At 61.9% G+C, this 21,718-nt stretch carries 22 protein-coding genes; 10 read left to right on the top strand and 12 right to left on the bottom strand.

The window, feature by feature from the left end:
* Position 1: 1 nt before the first annotated feature.
* Genes M0D68_RS11330 through hypB form a run of 6 tightly spaced genes read left to right on the top strand, consistent with a single transcriptional unit; the run spans position 2 to position 4,798 of the window.
* The gene (locus M0D68_RS11330; protein WP_093642850.1) at positions 2–319 is read left to right on the top strand and encodes a HypC/HybG/HupF family hydrogenase formation chaperone; all 318 of its coding nucleotides are present in this window, start codon (positions 2–4) and stop codon (positions 317–319) included.
* A 30-nt stretch (positions 320–349) separates the two neighbouring features.
* Positions 350–1,066: an SIS domain-containing protein gene (locus M0D68_RS11335; RefSeq protein ID WP_266224259.1), complete on the top strand. Its 717-nt coding sequence runs from the start codon at positions 350–352 to the stop codon at positions 1,064–1,066.
* The gene (gene hypD, locus M0D68_RS11340; protein ID WP_266224260.1) at positions 1,063–2,334 is read left to right on the top strand and encodes a hydrogenase formation protein HypD; all 1,272 of its coding nucleotides are present in this window, start codon (positions 1,063–1,065) and stop codon (positions 2,332–2,334) included. The genes M0D68_RS11335 and hypD overlap by 4 nt, the downstream gene beginning before the upstream one ends.
* A complete protein-coding gene (gene hypE / locus M0D68_RS11345; RefSeq protein ID WP_266212768.1) occupies positions 2,331–3,422 on the top strand; it encodes a hydrogenase expression/formation protein HypE in 1,092 nt (363 codons plus the stop codon). Before hypD ends, hypE begins: the two co-directional genes overlap by 4 nt.
* An 18-nt stretch (positions 3,423–3,440) precedes the next feature.
* Positions 3,441–3,770: a hydrogenase maturation nickel metallochaperone HypA gene (gene hypA / locus M0D68_RS11350; RefSeq protein ID WP_093642837.1), complete on the top strand. Its 330-nt coding sequence runs from the start codon at positions 3,441–3,443 to the stop codon at positions 3,768–3,770.
* Complete coding sequence (gene hypB / locus M0D68_RS11355) at positions 3,770–4,798, top strand: hydrogenase nickel incorporation protein HypB (protein WP_308112733.1); 1,029 nt, start codon at positions 3,770–3,772, stop codon at positions 4,796–4,798. Before hypA ends, hypB begins: the two co-directional genes overlap by 1 nt.
* A 1,012-nt stretch (positions 4,799–5,810) precedes the next feature.
* Here the strand turns inward: hypB and hpaC are convergent.
* On the bottom strand, positions 5,811–6,359 hold the full coding sequence (gene hpaC / locus M0D68_RS11360; RefSeq protein WP_093642831.1) for a 4-hydroxyphenylacetate 3-monooxygenase, reductase component: 549 nt from the start codon (positions 6,357–6,359) through the stop codon (positions 5,811–5,813).
* 268 nt (positions 6,360–6,627) lie between these two features.
* On the opposite strand from hpaC, the gene M0D68_RS11365 reads away from it, so the two are divergent.
* Complete coding sequence (locus tag M0D68_RS11365; protein ID WP_256455024.1) at positions 6,628–7,290, top strand: response regulator transcription factor; 663 nt, start codon at positions 6,628–6,630, stop codon at positions 7,288–7,290.
* Here the strand turns inward: M0D68_RS11365 and M0D68_RS11370 are convergent.
* The 5 genes from M0D68_RS11370 to M0D68_RS11390 are packed head-to-tail and all read right to left on the bottom strand — an operon-like array spanning position 7,280 to position 11,309.
* The gene (locus tag M0D68_RS11370; protein ID WP_266212769.1) at positions 7,280–8,023 is read right to left on the bottom strand and encodes an SDR family NAD(P)-dependent oxidoreductase; all 744 of its coding nucleotides are present in this window, start codon (positions 8,021–8,023) and stop codon (positions 7,280–7,282) included. The two genes, M0D68_RS11365 and M0D68_RS11370, sit on opposite strands and share 11 nt — an antisense overlap.
* Before the next feature lie 6 nt (positions 8,024–8,029).
* Positions 8,030–9,160 (bottom strand): amidase, encoded by a 1,131-nt coding sequence (locus tag M0D68_RS11375; protein WP_266212770.1) that lies wholly within the window; start codon positions 9,158–9,160, stop codon positions 8,030–8,032.
* Positions 9,157–9,672: a nuclear transport factor 2 family protein gene (locus M0D68_RS11380; protein WP_266212771.1), complete on the bottom strand. Its 516-nt coding sequence runs from the start codon at positions 9,670–9,672 to the stop codon at positions 9,157–9,159. Before M0D68_RS11380 ends, M0D68_RS11375 begins: the two co-directional genes overlap by 4 nt.
* Before the next feature lie 20 nt (positions 9,673–9,692).
* Positions 9,693–10,070 (bottom strand): hypothetical protein, encoded by a 378-nt coding sequence (locus tag M0D68_RS11385; RefSeq protein WP_200619362.1) that lies wholly within the window; start codon positions 10,068–10,070, stop codon positions 9,693–9,695.
* A gap of 57 nt (positions 10,071–10,127) precedes the next feature.
* On the bottom strand, positions 10,128–11,309 hold the full coding sequence (locus tag M0D68_RS11390; RefSeq protein ID WP_266212772.1) for an acyl-CoA dehydrogenase family protein: 1,182 nt from the start codon (positions 11,307–11,309) through the stop codon (positions 10,128–10,130).
* Between the two features lie 252 nt (positions 11,310–11,561).
* Between M0D68_RS11390 and M0D68_RS11395 the strand changes: the two genes are divergently transcribed.
* Entirely contained in the window at positions 11,562–13,052 is a 1,491-nt protein-coding gene (locus M0D68_RS11395; protein WP_211707209.1) for an ATP-binding protein, read from the top strand.
* A 7-nt stretch (positions 13,053–13,059) separates the two neighbouring features.
* Here the strand turns inward: M0D68_RS11395 and M0D68_RS11400 are convergent, their stop codons facing one another.
* From M0D68_RS11400 to M0D68_RS11415, 4 genes are read right to left on the bottom strand one after another with little or no spacing between them, the layout of a single operon-like run.
* Positions 13,060–14,376: an MFS transporter gene (locus M0D68_RS11400; RefSeq protein ID WP_093642810.1), complete on the bottom strand. Its 1,317-nt coding sequence runs from the start codon at positions 14,374–14,376 to the stop codon at positions 13,060–13,062.
* A gap of 38 nt (positions 14,377–14,414) precedes the next feature.
* Positions 14,415–14,807: a tautomerase family protein gene (locus M0D68_RS11405; protein WP_266212773.1), complete on the bottom strand. Its 393-nt coding sequence runs from the start codon at positions 14,805–14,807 to the stop codon at positions 14,415–14,417.
* 28 nt (positions 14,808–14,835) lie between these two features.
* A complete protein-coding gene (locus M0D68_RS11410) occupies positions 14,836–15,336 on the bottom strand; it encodes an aromatic-ring-hydroxylating dioxygenase subunit beta (RefSeq protein WP_200651641.1) in 501 nt (166 codons plus the stop codon).
* Positions 15,333–16,616, bottom strand: coding sequence for an aromatic ring-hydroxylating dioxygenase subunit alpha (locus M0D68_RS11415; protein WP_266224261.1), 1,284 nt, complete (start codon positions 16,614–16,616; stop codon positions 15,333–15,335). The genes M0D68_RS11410 and M0D68_RS11415 overlap by 4 nt, the downstream gene beginning before the upstream one ends.
* Positions 16,617–16,720: 104 nt before the next feature.
* On the opposite strand from M0D68_RS11415, the gene M0D68_RS11420 reads away from it, so the two are divergent.
* Positions 16,721–17,641, top strand: a complete 921-nt coding sequence (locus tag M0D68_RS11420) for a LysR family transcriptional regulator (protein WP_211707208.1) — start codon at positions 16,721–16,723, stop codon at positions 17,639–17,641.
* A gap of 62 nt (positions 17,642–17,703) precedes the next feature.
* On the opposite strand, the gene M0D68_RS11425 is transcribed toward M0D68_RS11420, so the two are convergent.
* Together M0D68_RS11425 and M0D68_RS11430 are read right to left on the bottom strand one after the other, a co-directional pair.
* The gene (locus M0D68_RS11425) at positions 17,704–19,194 is read right to left on the bottom strand and encodes an MmgE/PrpD family protein (RefSeq protein ID WP_266224262.1); all 1,491 of its coding nucleotides are present in this window, start codon (positions 19,192–19,194) and stop codon (positions 17,704–17,706) included.
* A gap of 97 nt (positions 19,195–19,291) precedes the next feature.
* Positions 19,292–20,776, bottom strand: a complete 1,485-nt coding sequence (locus M0D68_RS11430; protein WP_266212776.1) for an MmgE/PrpD family protein — start codon at positions 20,774–20,776, stop codon at positions 19,292–19,294.
* 225 nt (positions 20,777–21,001) lie between these two features.
* Here M0D68_RS11430 and M0D68_RS11435 point away from each other — a divergent pair, with 225 nt between their 5' ends.
* Positions 21,002–21,709 carry a GntR family transcriptional regulator gene (locus M0D68_RS11435; protein ID WP_266212777.1) on the top strand — a complete coding sequence of 236 codons (708 nt, stop codon included), beginning with the start codon at positions 21,002–21,004 and terminating at the stop codon, positions 21,707–21,709.
* Positions 21,710–21,718: the final 9 nt, after the last annotated feature.

A 21,718-nucleotide genomic window follows, 5' to 3' on the forward strand; every position in this document is an offset into this window, starting at 1 on the left:
CATGTGTTTGGGCATCCCGGGACAGATCGTCGAAGTGACCGATGCGGCGAACGATCTCGCGCTCGTCAACGTCGGCGGTGTGCGGCGCGTGATCAACATTGCTTTCGTGATCGGCGAGGGACGGACGGCGAACTCGTGCGTCGGCGAATGGGTGCTGGTGCACGTGGGCTTCGCGATGAGCCGGCTCGATGAGCAGGAAGCGGCGCGCACGCTCGCGTTATTGCACGAACTCGGCGTCGCGCAGGGCGAGATGGACGACATGGCCAAGGTGGGCGAACTGCAGGACGAACTGCGCGAAGAATTGCGCAGCGCGCCTTAAGCGTCCGATCGGAAGCCAACGGAGACCGGCATGCCCGAACATGAATCTCTGCAGGCGTTGTATCCGTTCCTGCACGGCGCACGCCAGGACGCGGACAAGCTCGACGCGGCGTTGCTCGATTCAGTGCGTCTGAAAGCCAAGGACAGCGTCGACACCAAACAACGCTTCTTCGACGAAAACGGCCCGGCAGTAGTGCGGATCGCTCACGCGATTGCGGAGATGTACCGCCGCGACGGCAGGCTCTTCACCATGGGCAATGGTGGTTCGAGCTGCGACGCCTCGCATATTGCCGTCGAATTTCTGCATCCGGTGACCACGGGTCGCCCGGCACTCACCGCCATCAACCTTGTGGCTGACACGGCCATGATGACTGCGGTCGGCAACGATGTCGGCTTCAGCCATATTTTCGTGCGGCAACTGGTGGCGCAAGGCCGGCGTGGCGACGCGCTGGTCGGCGTGTCGACCAGCGGAAATTCCGAAAACCTGCTGACCGCCTTTGCGAAAGCGAAAGAGATGGGCCTGCTGACCATCGGTCTGTCCGGCCACGACGGCGGACGCATGGCTGCCAGCGCGGCTGTCGATCACTGCCTCGTGGTGAGAAGCGACAGTATTCATCGCGTGCAGGAGACCCACGTCGCGATTTATCACATTCTGTGGGACCTCGTGCATACCCTGCTCGCCGACGACCGCGGCGGCCTCGCCGGTTCGGCTGGACTGGCCAGCTCGGCGGAGGGAGGTGCGCCATGAAATACGTCGATGAGTTTCGCGATCCGCACAAGGCGAAAACGCTGGAGAAGGAAATCCGCGCGCTGGTGTCCCGCATCGAGCGCGCCAAACAACGGCCGCTGCAAATCATGGAAGTGTGTGGCGGCCATACCCATACGATTTTCCGCTACGGTATTCAGCAAATGCTGCCCGATGCGGTGGAGTTCGTGCATGGTCCCGGTTGCCCGGTGTGTGTGCTGCCGATGGGCCGCGTCGACGATTGCGTTGCGTTGGCCGAGCGCCCGGAAGTGATCTTTACGACCTTCGGCGATGCGATGCGCGTGCCGGGTTCGAAGAAGAGCCTGCTGAAAGCGAAAGCCGACGGCGCGGACGTGCGGATGGTCTATTCGCCGCTCGACGCCTTGAAGATCGCGCAACAAAACACGGATCGTGAGGTGATTTTCTTCGGCCTTGGCTTCGAGACGACCATGCCCAGCACTGCGATGACGGTCCTGCAGGCACACGCGCAAAAGATCCACAATTTCTCGCTGTTCTGCAATCACATCACGATCATCCCGACCATCAAGGCGATTCTCGATTCGCCCGACTTGCATCTCGACGGCTTTCTTGGCCCGGGGCACGTCAGCATGGTGATCGGCACACGGCCCTATGATTTCATCGCGCGGCACTATCGCAAGCCGATTACGGTGGCGGGATTCGAACCGCTCGATATATTGCAGTCGATGTGGATGGTGTTGCGGCAGATCGAAGCAGGGCGCTGCGAGGTGGAGAACCAGTATGGCCGGATCGTGACCGAGGACGGCAATGCGCAGGCTTTGTCGGCGGTGATGCGCGTGTTCGAGACGCGCGAGTTCTTCGAATGGCGTGGACTGGGTTCGATCGATCACTCGGGCGTCAGGGTTCGTGAGACGTTTGCCGCTTTCGACGCGGAGCGCAAGTTCGACGTGCCGAACCTGAAGATCGCCGATCCGAAAGCATGTCAATGCGGCGAGGTGTTGAAGGGTGTCATCAAACCGCATCAATGCAAGGTGTTCGGCACCGCCTGCACACCGGAGTCGCCGCTCGGCTCGTTGATGGTGTCGAGCGAAGGTGCCTGCGCAGCTTACTACAACTATGGACGTATCGATACATCGCGGATCGATGAGCGGCGCGTTGCTCGGCAAAGCGCGAAATCAACCGATGCGACAGCCCAGGCGTGCCTTGGCGCAAGCGGCTTGGCCGTTGTGCCTGATGCGCCTGCGCTGATTGACGATACGATCACTACGGCGGCCACGCGAGGCCATTCATGAACGACCGCGTGCCCGACCCTCTACAGCCCACGGCGCCTCGCCGCGTCGCCCGCATACACGACGCTTCCGTCAATCTCGCACATGGCGGCGGTGGCCGCGCGATGCGGGATCTGATCGAAGACGTATTCGTCTCGACCTTCGACAATCCCACGCTCGCGGCGCTGGAAGATCAGGCCGTCTTCGCACTCGCCGATCTTGCTACGCATGGAGACCGTCTCGCGTTTACGACCGATAGCTACGTAGTCGATCCGCTGTTCTTTCCAGGTGGCGACATCGGTACGCTGGCTGTATCGGGAACGGTCAACGATCTTGCCGTGTGCGGAGCGACACCGTTATATCTCTCGTGCGCGGTGGTGATCGAAGAAGGTCTTGCCGTCGATATCTTGCGGCGTGTTGCCGCGAGCATGCAGCGAGTCGCGCTCGAAGCGGGCGTCGCGATCGTGACGGGTGATACGAAGGTGGTCGAACGTGGTTGCGCGGACAAGCTCTTTATCAACACCGCCGGCATCGGCGTGGTGCGCCACGACGTGTCGATTTCAGCCCGCAACGCACGCCCCGGCGACGTCGTGATCGTCAACGGTTATCTCGGCGATCATGGCGCGGCGATTCTGGTCGCACGTCAGCAGCTTGCCCTGGAAGCCGATGTGGAAAGCGATTGTTGCCCCCTCAACGGCCTGATTGCGGCAATGCTCGATGCGTGTCCGCAGATTCATTGTTTGCGCGATGCGACCCGCGGCGGCGTCGCGACGGTGTTGAACGAGTTCGCACAGAGTTCGAACGTGACGATACGGCTGCGCGAAGCGGACCTGCCGTTGCGGGAGGAGGTCAAAGGCGCGTGCGAGATTCTCGGCCTCGATCCGCTGTATCTGGCTAACGAAGGCAAGCTGGTGGCCGTCGTGCCCGCCGATGCAGCCGGGCGGGTGCTCGCGGCCATGCGCGCGCATCCGGCGGGGCGCGAGGCGGCGGCAATCGGTACGGTGGAGATGAGCGAGGCGGGCGCGGGTGGTCTTGTCGTCATGCAGACCGCGTTCGGTGGACAACGCATCGTCGACATGCTGGTGGGCGAGCAACTGCCGCGCATCTGCTGACCGCTGGAGGAGCGCGCCATGCATGAGTTGAGCATTGCCAACAGCGTCGTCGAGATTTGTGCGGAACAGGCCAACGGCGCGCGCGTGCGAAGGGTGACGCTGGAGATCGGGCGATTGTCGGCGGTGATGCCGGACGCGATCCGGTTTTGCTTCGACGTCTGCGCGAAAGATACAGCCGTGGAGGGCGCGACTCTGGAAATCATCGAGATGCCTGGGCAGGCACGTTGCCTCGCGTGCGGCGAGACGCTCGACGTCGATGTGCCGTTTGGGCAGTGCGAATGCGGGAGCGACAATCTCGAACTGATTTCGGGGCAGCAGTTGAAGATCCGGCAGATGGAGGTGGTGTGATGTGTACGACATGCGGATGCTCGAATACGCAGGGCGCGGCGGTGACCGATCTGGATGCGGAGGAGGCGGCGCAGACGCAGGTGGACGCGCAATCGCAATCGCAAGCTAAGCGAGAAGGCGCCGCAGCCGGCGCGCGTGAACCGTCGTATCGACGAGTGACTGACAATGAGCAGGGGCATGCGCACCTGCATCCGCAGAGCCATTCGCACGTGCGCGGCCAGCCACATTCACACGACTCGCAGTATCCGCACCATCACGAGCATGAGCATTCGCACGACGGTGTCCACGCGCATTCCCATCCCCATGAGCATTCACATGACGGCGACCACTCGCACGATCATAGCCATGCACATGATCACCCGCATAACCACGGGAGCGAGCACGTCACGTCAATCACCTTGGAGCAGGACATTCTGGCGAAGAACCAGTTGCTGGCCGAACGCAATCGCGGCTGGCTGGCGGGGCGATCGATTCTCGCGCTGAATCTGATGAGTTCACCGGGCGCGGGCAAGACTACTTTGCTCGAGCGCACGATCCGCGATCTTGGCGAGACGTTGCCGCTCACGGTGATTGAAGGCGACCAGGCGACGCTTAACGACGCCGAGCGCATTCGCGCCACGGGGGCACGTGTGGTTCAGATCAATACCGGCACGGGGTGTCATCTGGATGCGGAGATGGCGTCGCGGGCGCTGACGCAACTCGATCCGCCGATGCATTCGGTTGTGGTGATCGAGAATGTCGGCAACCTGGTGTGTCCCGCGTTGTTCGATCTTGGCGAAGGGGCCAAGGTGTTGATTCTTTCCGTCACGGAGGGTGAGGATAAGCCGATCAAGTATCCGCATATGTTTCGGGCTTGTTCGTTGTTGTTGTTGAACAAGATCGATCTGTTGCCGTATTTGCGGTTTGATGTCGAGAAGTGTATTGGCTATGCCCGGAAGGTCAATCCTGGGATTGAGATTCTGCAGGTGTCGGCGCAGAGCGGCGAAGGGATGGAGACTTGGTATGCGTGGCTTCGGGCGATGCGGTAGGGGTTTTTGTGCCTGCTCGGCGCTTTTGTCAGTGTTCTTGGGGCTTTGGCCTTTCCTTGTTTTGTTAGTGGTCTATTAGCGTTGCCCCTGTGCGGGGCGGCACCTACTTCTCTTTGCCGGCTGCAAAGAGAAGTAGGCAAGAGAAAGCAGCTCAAACCGCTAATGCTAAGTGGGCACCGTGGTCTGCTGCGGGTAGTGGTGCATCTGGAATCTGGGTTCGTGCCCCTGCATACGCCAGTGACAAGGGCGTCATACTTCCGGCGGCGCTGCGCGCGCCGAAGAGCAGTTCATAAAACCACCCGCTACGTTTTAACGTCTACGCCTCGCCACCGGGCCGTGGCTCGCCCTTGCACCGCCGCAACTGTGACCGTGATTGAGGGGCACCGACGTATCATTTGAAGCGGGGGTTCTCGGGCGAATGCAGGAGCGCGTCGCCGAGGCGAAGCCGACGGCCCCCTGCAGACTTGAACCGAAGCCTGTGGTTTCCCATGCAGACCCGTCCGCGACGCACGCAGTGCGGAGTGGGAGCTGATGAGCCCCTTGTCACTAACGCGGAATGTGCGAGAACACGGATTCCAGATGCACCACTACCCATGGCAGACCACGGGCCCCACTTAGAATTAGCGGTTTAAGCTGCTTTCTCTTGCCTACTTCTCTTTGCAGCCGGCAAAGAGAAGTAGGTGCCGCCCCGCACAGGGGCAACACTAATAGACCACTAACAATGCAAGGAAAGGCCAAAGCCCTAAGAACACTGACAATGAGCGCCACGCAGGCAAAAGAGGAATTCAGAACTTGTGCCGCAGGACCACCCGTGCTGCCAAAGAACAAAGTATTCGGATTGGCGACATCGAGACAACCCACACCCAGCGCCAACGGCCCATTCCCTTAATCTGATCGACTGTTTCGTTGAAGCCGTCGCGGCGGCGCCGCAGTTTCAGTTCGATACCGATAGCGCGGGCGTAATTTAAGCAGGCCACGCGCCGCGGCTGGTTTCAATCGTTCCCGTCGCACCTCAATGCGACGCCGAGCGCTTGATGCGGTGGAAATTGCGATCGAAATAGATCAAGCCATCGCCATCCGTGCGCACGCTGATGCAGGTGGTTTTGACGAACATGACCGAGTGCGAACCCACTTCCTTCAGATCGACGATCTCGCCCTGCAGACTCGCGAGTGCGTCGCGCAAAACCGGCACGCCGTGCGTGCCGTCGTCCCAGATCGGCCAGCCAAAGCGTTCCTCCATCGGCACCTGCGTCATGCCGGCGAAGTGACGCGCGAGCAGTTCATGCTCACCGGGCAGTACGTTGATGCAAACATGCCGGTTGCGTTCGAAGGTGGCGTGCATCGCGCTCGAGCGGTTCAGGCAAACGAGCAGCGTGGGCGGCGTATCGGTCACCGAGCACACGGCGCTCGCGGTGACGCCGCAGCGTCCATGCGGACCAGCAGTCGTGATGACGTTCACGGCCGCGGACAGATGCGCCATGGCCTGACGGAATTGCTGCCTGGCTGCCAGGTCAGGATCGGCGGCGGGAGTCGTTTGCGTTACTTGCGAGGTCGGTGTCATGTTCTGGGTTCCTGGGGCGCGGTAGGGATCTGGATTCAAGCGTAATCAATCCACGCGCGGAAAAAAATCAGCGCGAGCGGTGCGCGTAGAGGCCTCTTTCCCAGTCCGTCTAAAGGTTTCCCCAATGCCTGTCTGCATGGTGCAGCGTATGAGCGATTTTTATCGCCGCCACAGGGTAATTATCGCTTTGCAGCGCTTTTTCCACTGGTTATCATGAACCCGCAAGACGCTTCGAATTGCACCCATCCCGAACCGTTCCACAGACGCCATGTCCCAGCAGCCTCAGTCCGCTCCGTCCCTCGCACCGATCGTCTATATCGTCGACGACGATAACGGCATGCGTACCTCGCTCGCCTGGCTGCTCGAGTCGGTCGGCGTGAAGTCGGCGGGCTTTGCTAACGCTAGTGAATTTCTGAGCGCGTTTGATCCGAACGTGCCCGCGTGCCTCGTGCTCGATGTGCGCATGCCGGAGCAAAGCGGCTTCGACGTGCAAGCGGAGTTGAACCGTCGAGGTGCGACGCTGCCGATCATTTTCGTCAGCGGTCATGGCGACATTCCGATGTCGGTGCGGGCTTTGCAGAATGGCGCAATTGACTTCGTCGAGAAGCCGTATAACTCGCAGCAGATGCTCGATCGCGTGCAGCGTGCGTTGAAACTCGCGTCGCAACGTCATGCTGCCGATCAGAAGCAGCGCGAGTTACGCAAGCGCCTGGCGTCGCTCACGGCACGCGAGAAAGAAGTGCTGCGCGGCGTGATCGACGGTAAGGGCAGCAAGCGTATCGCCTCCGATCTGTCCATCAGTGTGAAGACCGTCGACGTGCATCGCGCAAGCATCAAAGACAAACTTGGCGCGGCGTCTATCGCGATGCTGGTGCGCGACGTAATGGCGGTGTGGGATCAGGAGGCGGCCGCGTCGAGCACTAACGCATGAACAGGCCGCCGTTCACATCCCAGCATGCGCCGTTTGCAAAGTAAGCGTTCTCAGCAGCCAGCATGACCGCGACATCGGCGACATAGTCCGCTGAGCCCAGACGTCCCGCCGGAATGTTGGCGATCACCGCCTTCAGTTTGTCGGCCGCGACGCTCTCGTGCACGATCGGCAGATCCATCGGCCCAGGCGAAATTGCATTGACGGTCACGCCCGCTGCGCCGAGGTCACGTGCGAACACCTTGGTCAATGTAATGACACCGCCTTTTGCTGCGGCATAGTGCGCGCCGGTGGCCGATCCGCCGTTCTGTCCCGCCAGCGAGGCGATATTGACGATGCGGCCCGCGCCGGCGTCGGCGAAATACTGGCCGAACACCTGGCAGCCGAACAGCACGCTACGCAGGTTCACGTTGATCACCTGATCGAATTGCTCGGCGGTGATCTCCATCACGGATACGACTTTGGATGCGCCCGCGTTGTTGATCAACGCGTCGATGCGGCCCCAGCGTTGCAGGATCGCATCGCGTGCGGATTCGAATGCGCTCTTCGAGGTGACGTCGAGATTCAGTGCGAAGGCGCTCGAGCCGTCCGCGCTCAGATCGCGGGCGAGGGCCTGTGCGGCATCGAACGCAATGTCGCCGATGGCGACCGCATAACCCGCTGCATGAAAGCGTGTGGCAATCGCGGCGCCAAGACCACGCGCGGCGCCGGTGACGAGTACGACTCTTTTCTGCATTGCTTTTTACTCCGAGATAAGAGCGGCTTCAAATCGCGCCGCAATCGCGCACACCTGCTCATCCGCCCCTTTGCGTCCGACGATCTGCAAGCCGGCCTTGAGCGGCGAGCCATCGATAGGCAAGGGCAAGCTCAGTGCCGGATGGCCACTCAGATTGAACGGCCGGATCAACGACGACATGGCGATGACGGAGGTGCCGCCGCGTGCCTCGTCGAGCGTGATCGGCAGCGCGGAAAGTGTGGGCAGAATCAATACGTCCACGCTTTCAAGCGCGTGATCGACAGCGGCTGTGAATTGCCGACGCACCGACTCTGCCGCCTCGCATTGCGCCGCGGTTGTATTCGCAGCGGCGCGCAGCCGTGCGTCGAGATCGGCGCCGAGCTTGCCGCTTGCCACGAGATGGCCGAACGCATGAAAAGTTTCTACGTTGATGATCGCGAGGCCTGCTTCGAAGGCTGCGGCAAGCCCTGCGAGTTCCAGCGTGCGAGCGGTGCAATCGGCTTGGTCCGCGGCGCGCGTGACGGCTTTAAGGATTTCCGGCGCTGCGTCGACCTGCACGATACCGACGTTCCACGCGCCGCTTCCTGAAACTTGGGCCGCCTGCGTGTCGAAGTCGGCGGTGATCGCCTGCATCGCGGCGACGATCATTTGCATCTCGCGCGCGAACGGCCCGACGCAATCGAGCGTCGATTCACGCGGTGCGACGCCGCGCCGCGAGACGCGTCCAAAAGTCGGCTTCAAACCGATTACGCCGCAACACGCGGCGGGGCCGCGAATCGAACCACCGGTGTCCGTGCCAAGCGCGGCATCCGCAAGCTTCAAACCAACGGCCGCCGCCGATCCACTCGACGAGCCGCCAGGAATGCGCGAGGCGTCCTGGGGATTTTGCGGTGTGCCGGTGTAATCGTTGATACCCGTCATGCCGAACGCGAGCTCGTGCATATTCGCCTTGCCGACGATGTGCCAGCCGGCATCGAGCAAGCGCTCCACGACTTCCGCGTGCTGCTGCGCGGGTGGTGCGTCGGCCAACGCACGGCTCGCCGCCGTGGTCGCATAGCCGTCGATATCGATCGTGTCCTTGATCGCGATGCTGGGGCCTGTGCCGCCTAACGACAAAGTCTGGATAAACTCGTTCATGGGTTCGGTTTCCTTGCGTTGACTTGCCAGGGCGCATCGAAAAGGCGTTCGGTGCGAAAGTGCGTGATGAGCCAATCGTGGCCATTGTCGGCGGGTGCGAAATCCACGTCGAGGCGCGCCGAGATCAACTCAGCTTGCGCGTCGACATAGCCGGACGCTTGCAGCATGATCCAACGGCCTTTCGCGCTTGCGCCCCGCACCTCGATGGTTTCCGACGTGAGGAAATGCACGTTGACCGAGAAATGCGGCGATGGCGGCAAGTAGCGCGTGAGCATCGCGAGAATTTCCGCGTGACCTGTGAGGTGGCCGAACTTGCTCGCGTACTGCGGGCCGATGCCTTCCCAGATCGCGTCGGCAGCGAAGAGGGCCGCAAGCGTCTCGCCCTCGAGCGCCCCCGAGGGCACGTCGCAGAGCGCCATATAGCGCGCCATCGTGCGGCGCACGGCGGATTCGGCTTCGAGCGCGGCAAGCCGTTCGGTCAACTTGGCAAGCGTATCCGGGTTCTCGTTCATCGCATCGTGCTCCGGCGCGTTCAAGCCGCGTTGGCGTGTTGCGGCGGCACTTGCAGCGCGCGGCCAACGCGCGCTTCGATCTTGCCGTACCGCCACAGGTTGTATTCGCCGACCGGCGTGGTGCGATACAGATTGCACACCGCCACGGCGGTATCGAAGTCGCGCACGTCGGCCATGATGTAGAAGGTCCACGGCGAGTTGTCGGCATTGCCGACGGTCAGGCGATCGTCGTCCATGATGCCGAGCACGTTGACGCCGTCCATCGATTCGACGGCAGCCAGCATCTTGCCGTAAGCCTGCCAGACTTCGCCGATTTTCTCGCGCGGCAAGTCGAAGAAATTCTGCGTCACGCCGCAGCAGAACAGAACGCGCAAGGGCAGGTTCGGGTTATCGGACATTGTGTGGTTCTCCATGAAATCGTTTGAACGGCAAAATCAACAAAATCAGAAAATAGCTTACAGGTAGCCCGGAATCGGCGGCACGCCGACGAACACCGCACCGGCGCCGTCGAAGTTACCTTCGCCGAGGAACGCGTGCTGGGTGACCACCATCGCGTCGCGCACCAGGCGTTGCAGCGGATGCGAGCGATAGATCGCCATCGTGCCACCGAGCCGGTAGGCGCGCTGCACGACGTCGGCGCCTTCGCGAGCGATCTGCGTCGCGGCGAGCCGCAGCAGGCTGGTCTGCTCGGGTGTAACGGGGTTGCCGGCGAGGATCGATTGCCAGACGTCGTCAGTGGTGTCGTAGAAGAATGCGCGGGCCGAACGCAATTGGGCTTCGGCTTTCGCGAGTTCGATCCGGTAGTACGCGCGGTCGGCGAGTTGTGGCGCGCCGGTTGTCGTCTTGCGGCCGCCGGCCATCTGGTTGGCGACATTGAGCGCCGCGCGTGCGAGGCCGAGGTTGACGACGGCCAGCACTTGCGCCGCGTAGGCGATGGTCGGATAGCGATACAGCGGTTCGTCCACGCACGGTTCGCCGCCCCGCACGAAGGTCCAGTCGTCGGTGACGAACTGATCGGTAACGCGCAGGTCGTGACTGCCGGTGCCTTGCATGCCGACCACGTCCCAGTTCTCGACGATCTCGACCTGATGCGGGCGGAACACGGCGGTGCGCGGTTTGCCGGGCGCGCCAGCGCTTGGGCCGGCCGCGCCAATCCCCACGCCAAGCCAATCCGCGCCCTTGCAGCCGCTCGCGAATTTCCACGTACCGTTCACGCGCCAGCCGCCGTCGGCAGGCTGAGCGGCTTGTACCGGGAAGAGACCGCCTGCGAACACCTGATCGGGACCGTCGGCGTAGATCTGCGCCTGAGTGGCCAGCGGCAAGGCCGCGAGATACACGTTCGCCGAGCCGAAGCTCGCGACCCAGGCGGCTGAGCCGTCCGCTACCGCGATACGTTCGATCATGTCAAGAAACGCGGTAGGCGCGAGCGCATCGCCGCCAAAACGCTTAGGCGTTGCCGCGCGATACACACCCGCGCGTTTGAGTTTGGCGATGACATCGCGCGGCACATGCGAGAGGCGATCGAACTCTTCGCGCCGTGCGGCGATTTCGACGATGACGTCGGCGAGCGGCAAGCGCGCTGCATCGCGGCTGGCTTCTGCGACGGCGGCAACAGTGTCGATGGCGGTGTCTGACATGGCGGGGGCATCTCCTTGATTCGTTATCGGCTGGAACACGAGGCACGTTTCGGTCGCGGGCAAAGACGCCGACGACGGCGCGTGCAGGGTGAAGCCAGTCTAGAAATGCAAAAAGAACGCTTCAATTGGGACGCAAGACGTGTTTTTAGGTACGGCGCCGGGGGTATCTAAAGAAATCTTCAGACGCGAATCATGCCGACTGGTGTTATGTTCCTCCACGTACGCGATCGAACTTTTGTGCAGCCTCGCCCGATGAATTTCCCCGCCGAAGAAGATTTCCACCGCCTGCTCGACGCGCTGACGCTGTGCGTGCTGCTGCACGACGCCGAAACGAAGGCGATCGTGTGGGCCAATCGGGCAGCTTGCGAGGCGCTCGGTTTCACGCTTGAGGAAATGCTGCCGCTCAAGGCGAAAGACATGACCCGGCCGGTACCGAAGTATCGGCGCGAGATCGGCGTCGGGGCCATGGACCGTGCGATCACGGAAGGTCCGCAGGTCTACGAGTGGTGTTACCGTTCGCGCACGGGCGCCGACATGCTGTCCGAAGCCATTGCAACCTACGTGCCTTTGCAGGAGCGTGCGGTGGTGATGGTGCAGTTTCGCGACATCAGCGTCGAGGACACGCTCAAGCAAACGCTGCGGCGCTATGAGTCGCGGCTGCGCGAGTTCATGCAGGATCTGGGTGAGGGCGTGGCCGTACTGACGCCCGCGGGCGAAGTGGAGTTCGTCAGCGAATCCGGACGGCGTGTGCTGGGTCTGGAAGAGGGCGCGCCGATGGGCGACGTGCTCGACTATTGCAGCGAGCCGGATCGCGACCGGCTGCTCGAACAGCTCGCCACCGCACCGCGCATCCAGCCTTCGCCACCGCAGCGTTATCGCATCACGCGCCGCGACGGCACGCCGGGCTGGTTGCGCATCACCTGCCGACGAATCGAGATCGAAGACGACCTCAACGGCCGCCTCCTGCACTTTCGCGACATCACGGACGAAGTGGCTATCGAAGAGGCGCGCCGTAACGAGGCACGGCTGCTGGAATACGCGGGGCGCTACAACGCGATGGGCGAAATGGCGACCGCCATCGCGCACGAGTTGAGTCAGCCGCTCGCCGCGGTGCGCAATTTCATCGAGGGCGCGATTCTGCGGCTCGGCCAACCCGGTCCCATCGACGATGCATTGTGGGGCCTGCGCAGCGCTGATCGCCAGGCCGAGCACGCGGCGGTGATCATCAAGAGCGTGCGCGATTACATTGTCAAGCGGGAGCCGAGCGAGACCCAGGCGGACTTGCGAGACGTCGTCGCGGACGTCGCATACTTCATCGAATTGCGCGCGAGAGACGCAGGCGTTGCGGTCACGATCGAGCAGGCACCGGAAGTCTTGCCGGTGTATTGCGAGCGCGTGCTGATTGGCCAGGTGGTGCTGAATCTGGCCTTCAACGCGATCGAGGCGCTGACTGAATGCCTGAATGCCGCTGCGCGGCGCGGTGAATTGCGCCTCGTCACCAGCCTGCGCGGAAAATACGCGCTCGTACAGGTCATCGACAACGGCCCGGGCGTGCCTGCTGAAGCGCACGGCCGCCTGTTCGACGGGTTTTCTTCGTCGAAGGCGGGCGGCAACGGCATCGGTTTGTCGCTGTGCAAAAACATCGTCACGCGGCATGGCGGCGAAATCTGGGCCAAACCGGCGCGGCAGGGCGGGCTTCAATGCAGCTTCACGCTGCCGATTGTGGCCGCTCCCGCCGGCTGATCGCATTTCAGTCATGCGCCGTGTTGATGTTCTTCGGAATGGTCACGAGTGTGATCGCGGTGATGAGGCCGAAGCCGATCAGCATCAACGCGACTGGCCAGGGCGCATGGAACTTCGAATACAGCGCGATAGCGACGAGAGGTGCGAGTCCGCCGGAAAACACCGAGGCAATTTCATGGCCTAGCGCCATGCCCGAATAGCGGACCTCGGTGGGAAAGAGTTCACCCATCAGCGCGGGCTGTGTACCGATCATCGCGGCGTGGCAGAAGGGCAAACCTAATGCGAGCGAGAGGAACACCAGCAACGGTTCATGCGTATCGATCAGCCAGAACGCGGGAAACGCGATCACGACGAGGCCGAGCGCGCCGATCATATACACCGGCCGCCGGCCGATCACATCCGATAGCCGCCCCCACAGCACGATCGTGGCGAGTTCGAGCAACATCGCGAGCATCACGCCGCCGAGCATCACCGAGACCGGCACACCGATCGTCTTGCCGTACACCAGCACGAACGAAAGGAAGATATACGTGCCGCCGTTTTCGGCGATACGCAGCCCCATGGCCTGCAATACCTGCTTCGGGTGATTGCGCAGCACGGTCAGCACCGGCATGTGCTTCGGTTTGGCCGCGGTAAAGTCGCGGCTCTCGGGCAGGCTTCGGCGAATATAGACACCTACGCCGAAGATCAGCACGCTAGCGAGAAACGGCAGGCGCCAGCCCCACGACATGAAGCTCTCTACTGGCAGCCGCTGCACCAGATAGAACGCGGCCGCCGACAGCACGAAGCCTCCCGCCACGCCCAACTGACTGAACGATGCGTAGTAGCCACGGCGATTCGCCGGTGCGCTCTCGCTGATGAGCAGCACGCCACCGCCCCATTCGCCGCCGGATGCGATGCCTTGCACGACCCGCAAACAGATGAGCGCGATAGGCGCGAGGAAACCGATCTGCGAGAACGTCGGCAACAGGCCAATGCCGAAGGTCGCGACGCCCATCATCATCAGCGTCACGACGAGCGCGCGTTTGCGGCCATGCCGGTCGCCGATGTGCCCGAACACGATGCCGCCTAGCGGCCGCGCCAGGAAGCCGATCGCGAAGCCCGCAAACGCGGCGAGGGTGCCCATCAGCGGGTCGCCGTGCAGCGGGAAGAACAACGGCCCGAAGATCAGGGCCGCGGCCGTGCCGTACAGAAAAAAGTCATACCACTCGAGCGCGTTGCCGATCACGGAGGCGACGATGATCCGCCGCAGTGTCCGCGAGGTCGCAGGCGCCGCTGGCGTGGCGGCTGATACGGCCGAGGGAGAAAGCGTGTCGTTTGGCATCGTCGTGCTCGCTGGTTCGCTTGTGGGGGGAAGGGACGCTAGCGCCCGAGTGACTTCGCGGTCTGGCCGCCGATACCGAAGTCGGTATTCGGAATGTCTTTGATCATCACGCGGGTGGCGTCGAGCGGCGAGTCGAGCACAGCAGCACTCGTTTCACTGAGCATGGCGATCAGCGCGGTCTTTTGCGCGGGCGTGCGGCCCGCAATCAGGATCGCGACGATCACGAGCAGCGATGCGCGGCTGCCTGCACGATCCGCTGCGCTCGAGCCGCCGATGCCGAAATCGTGCGGCGGCAATTCACTCAGCAGAACTCGCACCGATTCGGCGGGTGCGCTGATCGCGTCGACAGTGGCCTGAGTGAGACCGGCAATCAGTTGCGCTTTACGCGCTTCTGCGTGGCCGGCCGGTAGATAAACCTCTAGTGTGGGCATTGTTTTGCTTCGCTTGCGTTTCGAGAGTTCACAGCAGGAACCCGATCGCGCTGAGCGCCTCGGTCGAATCGATCAGGCGGATCACCTTCTGCACGATGCGTGGCTCGCCGCTCGCGAAACTGATGCGATGCGTGAGATCCGCCGCGAACAGGGTCGACTTGCCGCGTTTGTACGCGACGATGACCTGCGCCGAGCTCACCTCGACCTCGTCGCTCGCATCGCTCGACAGCGTGAAACGCGAGACCGTGCGCACGGTGCGGGCGGCGTCGCTCGCCGAGGCCGAATAGCCGGACGTCATGCGTTGCACGCGCTTTTCGCGCATGTCCTGATCGTCGTATGCGTAGTTCAGCGTGGCGGCGAAATCGGTGGTGTCGTGATCGATCGGCACCACGTAGAAGCCTGCCGGGTCCCACAGCGAAAGCCACGCGTGATAGTCCTTGCGGTCCAGCAGTTCGGCTTCCCGCCAGATCAGTTCGATCGCGCCGGCAAAGGTCTTCTGCGAGAACAGCGTGTTCCTGTCATCCATCATGCTTGCTCCATCATCGTGCGCCATTGCGCGTACGCTTCCCGCATCCCGGTTTCGTCGGTAGCGTGGGCGGTCTTTTCGCCGTTCGGCGCGGTGCTCTCGCGATTCAGGCCGCGGTTCACGAGGATCGGCAGATCGGGGCCGGCATGCGAGCCGCGCTGCACGCGTTCCCATGCTTCGGCGTCGTCCGGGCTGCCGAAACCGAATGGGCCCTGGAAGTGCTCGTGAATACGCAGACGCACGCGGTTCGCTTCGTCGGGGCCGCCGTCCATGGCAAGGGCGACGTGACGGATTTCCGTCTCGTTTGCGGAGATGGGCCGCAGCACGCGGAAAAACGCCATCGAGAGTGCAAGGTTCGGAAACAGATTCAGGTTGAACCCGACGCCCATCAGCGAGCGCACGATGCGTCGCACCTCGTCGGGCGTATGCTTTTCGCCAAGCGTGGCGGCGAGTTCCTGGAAGCGTTCGGGAATGGGCGCGCCGTCATCCTTGTCGAGATCGATGAGTTCCGGCACCAGCACGGCGAGGCTATGGCCGTTGCCGAGTGAGCGGCAGAAGGCTTCGTCGCTTGTCATGAAGCTCGTGATCGCCGCGGCGGTTTCGTCGTCGATCGATTTCATCCACGACTTGTGGACGACCGGGAAGTGATACAGGTCGGTGGTGTTTTCGAGCTGGATCTTCCAGTTACCGTTAAAGCGGAAGCGATGTTCGCCGTTGGCTTTGATAGGATAGCCCGCGCCTTGCTTCATGAAGAGGTCGATCCACGGCTTGGCGCCGCCGAGGAAATCTTCGAGCGGCTCGATCTCCTGATTAAAGCTCGCGAAAATCAGACCTTGATAGATCCCCACGCGCAAGCTGGCGAGCGGCAACTCGGTCTTGTCGATCACGCCTTCATAGCCGTCGCCATAGGGCAGTGCGCGCAATGCGCCGTCGAGGCCATACGTCCAGCTGTGATACGGGCACGTGAAGCCTTTCGCATTGCCCTTGTGCTGTTCGCAGACCGTCGCGCCGCGATGGCGGCAGCGGTTCTGCAGCACGTTGACGGCGCCGCTCTTGTCGCGCACCACGATCACCGGCTGACGGCCGATCGTGGTGGTGCGGAAGTCGCCCGGATTCGGCAGTTCGCTTTCGTGCGCTACCCAGATCCACGTCTTGTAGAAAATGCGCTCGAGTTCGGTTTCGAAGACCGCCGGGTCGTAGTACAGCGAGGGGGCGACGCGGTCGGACTGCGCGCGCTGATACAAGGCGCTCGCGTCGACGGTCTGATATGAGGAATCGCTCATCGTGGTGTAGGTGGGGTGGTCGATGGAGCAAAGTCTCGCTGAGCGACTGATATGCGTCAAATTGATCTAAAATAAAATATAAAATCAATCTCATGGATATCTAGATGAATTCGCTAGACCACGTCGACCTCAATCTGCTACGCGTTTTCCAGGCGATCGTCGAGGAGCGCAGCCTCACGCGGGCCGGTCAGCGGCTTGCGCTGTCGCAGCCGGCAATCAGTTACTCGCTGGGGCGTTTGCGAACCCTGTTCGACGATCCGCTGTTTATTCGCACGCGCGCCGGTATGCAGCCCACGCCGATCGCGCTCGAACTGTCGGGCATCGTCGCGCGGGCGCTGGATACGGTGCGTGAGGCGCTGCGTTACGCGGAGCATTTCGATCCTGCGGCGAGTACGCGCACGTTTCGCTTATCGCTGTCCGATGCGGGCGAGTTGGCGTACTTGCCGCCGATTTGCGAGGCGTTGCACCGGCAGGCGCCGCGCGTGAAGTTGCGCATCGAGCCGCTGCCGGTGGAAGAAATCGAAGATGCGTTGCGCGCCAGCCGGCTCGATTTTGCAATCGGCAATCTGCCGACCTTGACCGCGCGCACGCGTCATCAGGCCCTGTTCGAAGAGACTTACGTTTGCATGACACGCAAACGGCGCGGCCTGCCACGCACGAAAGAACTGGCCATGAAGACGTTTCTGGACGCGTCGCACGTGCAGATCACGTCGGTCGAGCACAGCCACTATGCACTCGACGATGCGTTTCGTGCGCAAGGTGTGGGCCGGCATATTGCGTTGGAGCTACCGCATTTCGTGGCCTTGCCGAGCGTGCTGGCCGTGACCGATCTGTTCGCGACGCTGCCGCGGCGTCTTGCGCAGATTTTCAATCGTGATGGCGGGTTTCAGCTCTACGAGTTGCCGGTTACGTTGCCGATGGCGGCCGTCACGATGCATTGGCACGAGCATTTCGATCAGGACGAGGGCAACGTTTGGTTGCGCAATCTGATGGGCGATATCGTGCGGCGGTTTGATGAGCGGTGAAACGGGCGCCCGACGAGTGCCAAGGATTTGGCGTCGCTGAGCGCTTTTGGCTGCCTTTTCAGTTACTGCGGTAGCGCGGACAGGGCGATTTCGCCGGCGCTGTTCAGCTGCTCGACTTGCCAGCACGTGTCGATCAGCTTGCGTGTTCGATCCGGCGAGAGAATGCCTTCGGTCAGATCCGAGAATTTCTTCTCGAGTTGCTGATCGGTCATCGGCACTTCGGTGCTGCCGATCGCGTGCTGGATGAATTTATGCAGCTTGCGCCCATCCTTTAGCGTGATGGTCATGTCAACCTGCTCCGGTTTGACCGCCGGGTCGATGATGGTATTTACCTTCTCTCGCAGTGCCACCGTCATCGGGTCACGTACTTTCGCGTCGCTGAACTGCTTTTCACCCGCTGCTCCGTCGATCACGGCAATCGCCACTGCGTGATAGATGCTGAACTTGCCCTCGAGGCCGATCTGCGGGGTCTTCTTGCCGGTTAGTTCGATGACGAGAGGATTCACGCGCAAATCGATACGGTCGATCTGCTCAGCTTTCAGATGGTATTGATTGCGAAGCTGGATTGCTGCGTCGATCGCCGGGTGGATCACGATGCCGCACGCAAAAGGCTTGTAAGTGTTTAACGTCGACTCGTAATGGGAGCCTAAGCCCTCGGTGATTTCGCGGTAGTCCTGTTTGGTGCTGATGGTGTTCGCCCATCCCCGTTTCGCTTCGATCATGCCGTCCGAACTGGTGTAATCCTTGCCTGCCAGCAGCGCGGCGAAAATACCATCGGCGGCCGCGCGTCCTGGGTTGAAGCTCTTGTTCATCGAGCCGAAAGATTCCCGCAGCCCGACCGGCTGCGACGCGGCGAGGCCCAGTGCCCAGATCATTTGCTGAACGCTCAAGCCCATGAGTTTGCCGGTCGCCGCCGCCGCACCGAATACACCGCACGTGCCCGTGATATGCCAGCCGACATCGTAGTGGTTCGGATATACGGCATTGCCGATGCGCAATTCCGTTTCCACGCCGAGCACGAGCGCATTCAGAAAGTCTTTGCCCGACACTGGACGATACTGTGAGTACGCCAGAATGGCGGATACGACTGGACCAGCCGGATGAATAATCGTCTTCAGATGGGTATCGTCGTAATCGAAAATGTGACTGCTGACGCCGTTGATAAACGCCGCGTTCATGATGTCGAAGCGCTCGGTACGGCCAAGCAGGTTTGCCTGCGGCGCCCCGGAAAACGGTGTGAGCGCCGCCACTGCGCGATCCACGGTTTCGTCATGCGAACCACCGACAGCGACTCCGACCCAGTTCATCAATGTCCGCACGCCCTCCTTACGGACCTGAGCGGGCAAGTCCTGATAACCAGTCTTGACAATAAACTCCGCGAGGATGCGCGTGACTTTCGGCGGGTGTGCGGCGTCGCCGTTGGTGGGCGCAGGCACGGGGGGCGCACTGGCTGCGTCTGGCGCTTGAGCGAATACCACCTTGCTGGCGGCCGCCGATGCCAAGGCGCCCACAGCACCTGTTTTCAGAAAATGACGCCGGTCGATCGTAGACATGAAAATTGTCTCCTTCAGGTTCGATATTCGATAGCCTGGACGGCAGTTTTCACCTTCAAGGCTTGTTGGATGTTGGATGAGCTCGCGCAAGGACACGTCATGTCGTGATCAACGGCCTGAGTTCGCGAATGTCCTTAAGCGTCTCCAGGTGGTTAATTCTCTCGATCAGCCTGGCGGTTTTCGCCGCGCCGAGTACGGGCGCCATCAGATCGCGCGCTTTCGCGTTGACGGCCTCGGTGGACAGCGGGTTCTCCTTCGTGCCGGGCGGAAAGCGCGTGAAGTGGTCTACGGTGCGGCCATCCGTCAGCGTGACTTCTACTTTGGCGCCGCGCGGCGCGGCGGGGTCCATCAACGACTGGTCAGGTTGCACGGTGACTTTCGCGCGCTGCGCGACGATCACTGGATCGTGCATCAACGCGACATCGTGACTGTCGCGAAACGACACCGCGCCTTTGACCAGTGCGAGCGCCACCAGGTGCTGACAGTTGACGTCGGGCATCGCACTGTCGCCGACGATGCCTTCCGCGTCCGACGGAATCCGGACGACGATGCTGCGCACGTTATCCGGCGTCAGGCCGTACTGCTTGCGCAGGCTCAGCAACGCGTCGAGGGGCGACTGGATCGGATAACCGACCGAGTAAGTCTTGATGGCCGTTTCGGTCACGTAGAAGCGGGTGCCGAGTCCGTCGAGCATGGCTTGCGGGTTCGGCTTCGTCGATAGCGCGATGAACAGGTTGTGCGTGCCATCAAGCACATCGTAGACGCCGGTCATACCCGACCGAACCATGCCGACTGCCGTCACGCCGTTGCGCGCACCCATGCCGGCAAAATCGAAGGCCTTTTCGATGTGGTCCTTGTCCTTGACCCAGCTCCATAGTCCCGACACCTGTTGCGCCGAGTAGGAAAGTGCATAGCGCATCTGGGTTTCGTCGAGCCTCGCCATCGATGCCGCTGCACCGAGCGAGCCGAACGTCGAAGCGGTGCCCTCGGCACTCCGATGCGAGCCTCTCACGAGATCGGGCCCGAGTGCCATCAACAGCCGACAGGCGAGATCGTATCCGAGTGCGACAGCACGGATCATTGCCTCGCCGCTTTGTGCCTGATGTTCGCCGACCGCGAGGGCCGCCGGCACCACCGAACTGCCGGGATGCGCCTTTGTCACCGGCTCGAAGTCATCGGTTTCGTCGGAGTGTGCGCACATGGCGTTGGCCAGCGCTGCGTTGACGGTCGTCGTGCGAAACGACGAGCCGATCACCGATGCCTGCGGTTCGCCACCCAATTCGCGCACGTAGTTCGAGGCCATCATGCCGGGCCGCATCCGCGCGCCAGAAACCATTGCGCCGAACGTATCGAGGATGCGCTGCTTGCAGGCGACCATCGCCGCCTCGGGCAGCGGCGTATCGCGCGTCGACACCATGTAACGCGCGAGCTGGCCGGTGATATCGGCGCCTTTCGCGGCCTCATTGCCGTCCTCGTTTGCCGCGCTGGCGACGCGCAGCGGCATGATCGATAGCGCCGCCAGCGCGCCCGCCGATCGCAGCAGCCGGCGACGTGCCGATATGAAGTCTCCGTCCATGAACATGGCGTCTCCGTGGCTTTTTATGGCATTGTGTCGGGACCTTAGTGTCGACACTTTTGGCGGTCTAGTCAAATATTACGCTGGATTTTGGCAAAACGTACGCCAACTGTGCTCACTTTGATGGAGATGAGAAAGACCTGCCGTCCTTGAGGCAGGGGGCGAGTCGGCACCGTTTGGTAGAGTTGGTTTGGTGGCGCGGCAGCCATCCCGATCGAATGAGGAGTTGTGATGAGCCAGAATGTCGACAGAAGCAGGATAGAAGAGGGCACCGAATCGCCGCCGGTCACGGAGATCGTCGACTGGGTGGCGCGCGGAATCATCGAGGGGCGACTGTTGCCCGGCGACGATCTGAACTCTGTCGATCTCGCGAAACGGTTCAACGTCAGTCGCACACCGGTGCGCGAGGCGCTGTTCGTGTTGAGCCGCGAAGGACTGGTCGACTGGTCGCCGCGCCACCGCCCGCGCGTGTCGGCAGTCAAGCTGAAGGACGTGCGCGAGATCTATCAATTGCGCGCGATTCTTTACGCACAGGTGTCGGCCGCGATTGTCGAACACGCGACCGACGCCGACATCCAATCGCTCTGGGACGCTCATCGCCGTCTCGCCGAAGTTGCCGCGCGAGGCGATGTAGACGGCTATTTCTGGGCGAACGTCGCGTTTCGCGACGAGGAACTCCGGGTGTGCGGTAACGGCATTTTCAAGGAAGTGCTGGACTCGATGCGCATGCGCACCAACCGGTTGCGTCGTTTGAGTACGTCGTTGCCGGGACGTTTGCAGCGCTCATGCGCCGATCATCAGCGACTTTGCGAGGCGTATTCGGAGCGCGATGGGGTGCTTGCAGCAGCGCTGAACCGGTCGATCGTGTTGAGCGCGCTCCAGGCAATCGAGCAGGCATGGGATCACGTGCCTGAAAGCGGCAATATCGCGACTCCGTAGACCGTATTA

The organism is Paraburkholderia sp. SEWSISQ10-3 4, from assembly GCF_030464785.1.
Classification (GTDB): domain Bacteria; phylum Pseudomonadota; class Gammaproteobacteria; order Burkholderiales; family Burkholderiaceae; genus Paraburkholderia; species Paraburkholderia aspalathi.

Coding starts and splice junctions, on each gene's coding strand:
- M0D68_RS11395 (WP_211707209.1), top strand. CDS start 11,562: ATGAATTTCCCCGCCGAAGAAGATTTCCACCGCCTGCTCGACGCGCTG.
- hypD (WP_266224260.1), top strand. CDS start 1,063: ATGAAATACGTCGATGAGTTTCGCGATCCGCACAAGGCGAAAACGCTG.
- M0D68_RS11420 (WP_211707208.1), top strand. CDS start 16,721: ATGAATTCGCTAGACCACGTCGACCTCAATCTGCTACGCGTTTTCCAG.
- M0D68_RS11410 (WP_200651641.1), bottom strand. CDS start 15,336: ATGATGGATGACAGGAACACGCTGTTCTCGCAGAAGACCTTTGCCGGC.
- hypB (WP_308112733.1), top strand. CDS start 3,770: ATGTGTACGACATGCGGATGCTCGAATACGCAGGGCGCGGCGGTGACC.
- hypA (WP_093642837.1), top strand. CDS start 3,441: ATGCATGAGTTGAGCATTGCCAACAGCGTCGTCGAGATTTGTGCGGAA.
- M0D68_RS11405 (WP_266212773.1), bottom strand. CDS start 14,807: ATGCCCACACTAGAGGTTTATCTACCGGCCGGCCACGCAGAAGCGCGT.
- M0D68_RS11430 (WP_266212776.1), bottom strand. CDS start 20,776: ATGTTCATGGACGGAGACTTCATATCGGCACGTCGCCGGCTGCTGCGA.
- hpaC (WP_093642831.1), bottom strand. CDS start 6,359: ATGACACCGACCTCGCAAGTAACGCAAACGACTCCCGCCGCCGATCCT.
- M0D68_RS11435 (WP_266212777.1), top strand. CDS start 21,002: ATGAGCCAGAATGTCGACAGAAGCAGGATAGAAGAGGGCACCGAATCG.
- M0D68_RS11385 (WP_200619362.1), bottom strand. CDS start 10,070: ATGTCCGATAACCCGAACCTGCCCTTGCGCGTTCTGTTCTGCTGCGGC.
- M0D68_RS11335 (WP_266224259.1), top strand. CDS start 350: ATGCCCGAACATGAATCTCTGCAGGCGTTGTATCCGTTCCTGCACGGC.
- M0D68_RS11415 (WP_266224261.1), bottom strand. CDS start 16,616: ATGAGCGATTCCTCATATCAGACCGTCGACGCGAGCGCCTTGTATCAG.
- M0D68_RS11365 (WP_256455024.1), top strand. CDS start 6,628: ATGTCCCAGCAGCCTCAGTCCGCTCCGTCCCTCGCACCGATCGTCTAT.
- M0D68_RS11425 (WP_266224262.1), bottom strand. CDS start 19,194: ATGTCTACGATCGACCGGCGTCATTTTCTGAAAACAGGTGCTGTGGGC.
- hypE (WP_266212768.1), top strand. CDS start 2,331: ATGAACGACCGCGTGCCCGACCCTCTACAGCCCACGGCGCCTCGCCGC.
- M0D68_RS11390 (WP_266212772.1), bottom strand. CDS start 11,309: ATGTCAGACACCGCCATCGACACTGTTGCCGCCGTCGCAGAAGCCAGC.
- M0D68_RS11400 (WP_093642810.1), bottom strand. CDS start 14,376: ATGCCAAACGACACGCTTTCTCCCTCGGCCGTATCAGCCGCCACGCCA.
- M0D68_RS11375 (WP_266212770.1), bottom strand. CDS start 9,160: ATGAACGAGTTTATCCAGACTTTGTCGTTAGGCGGCACAGGCCCCAGC.
- M0D68_RS11370 (WP_266212769.1), bottom strand. CDS start 8,023: ATGCAGAAAAGAGTCGTACTCGTCACCGGCGCCGCGCGTGGTCTTGGC.
- M0D68_RS11380 (WP_266212771.1), bottom strand. CDS start 9,672: ATGAACGAGAACCCGGATACGCTTGCCAAGTTGACCGAACGGCTTGCC.
- M0D68_RS11330 (WP_093642850.1), top strand. CDS start 2: ATGTGTTTGGGCATCCCGGGACAGATCGTCGAAGTGACCGATGCGGCG.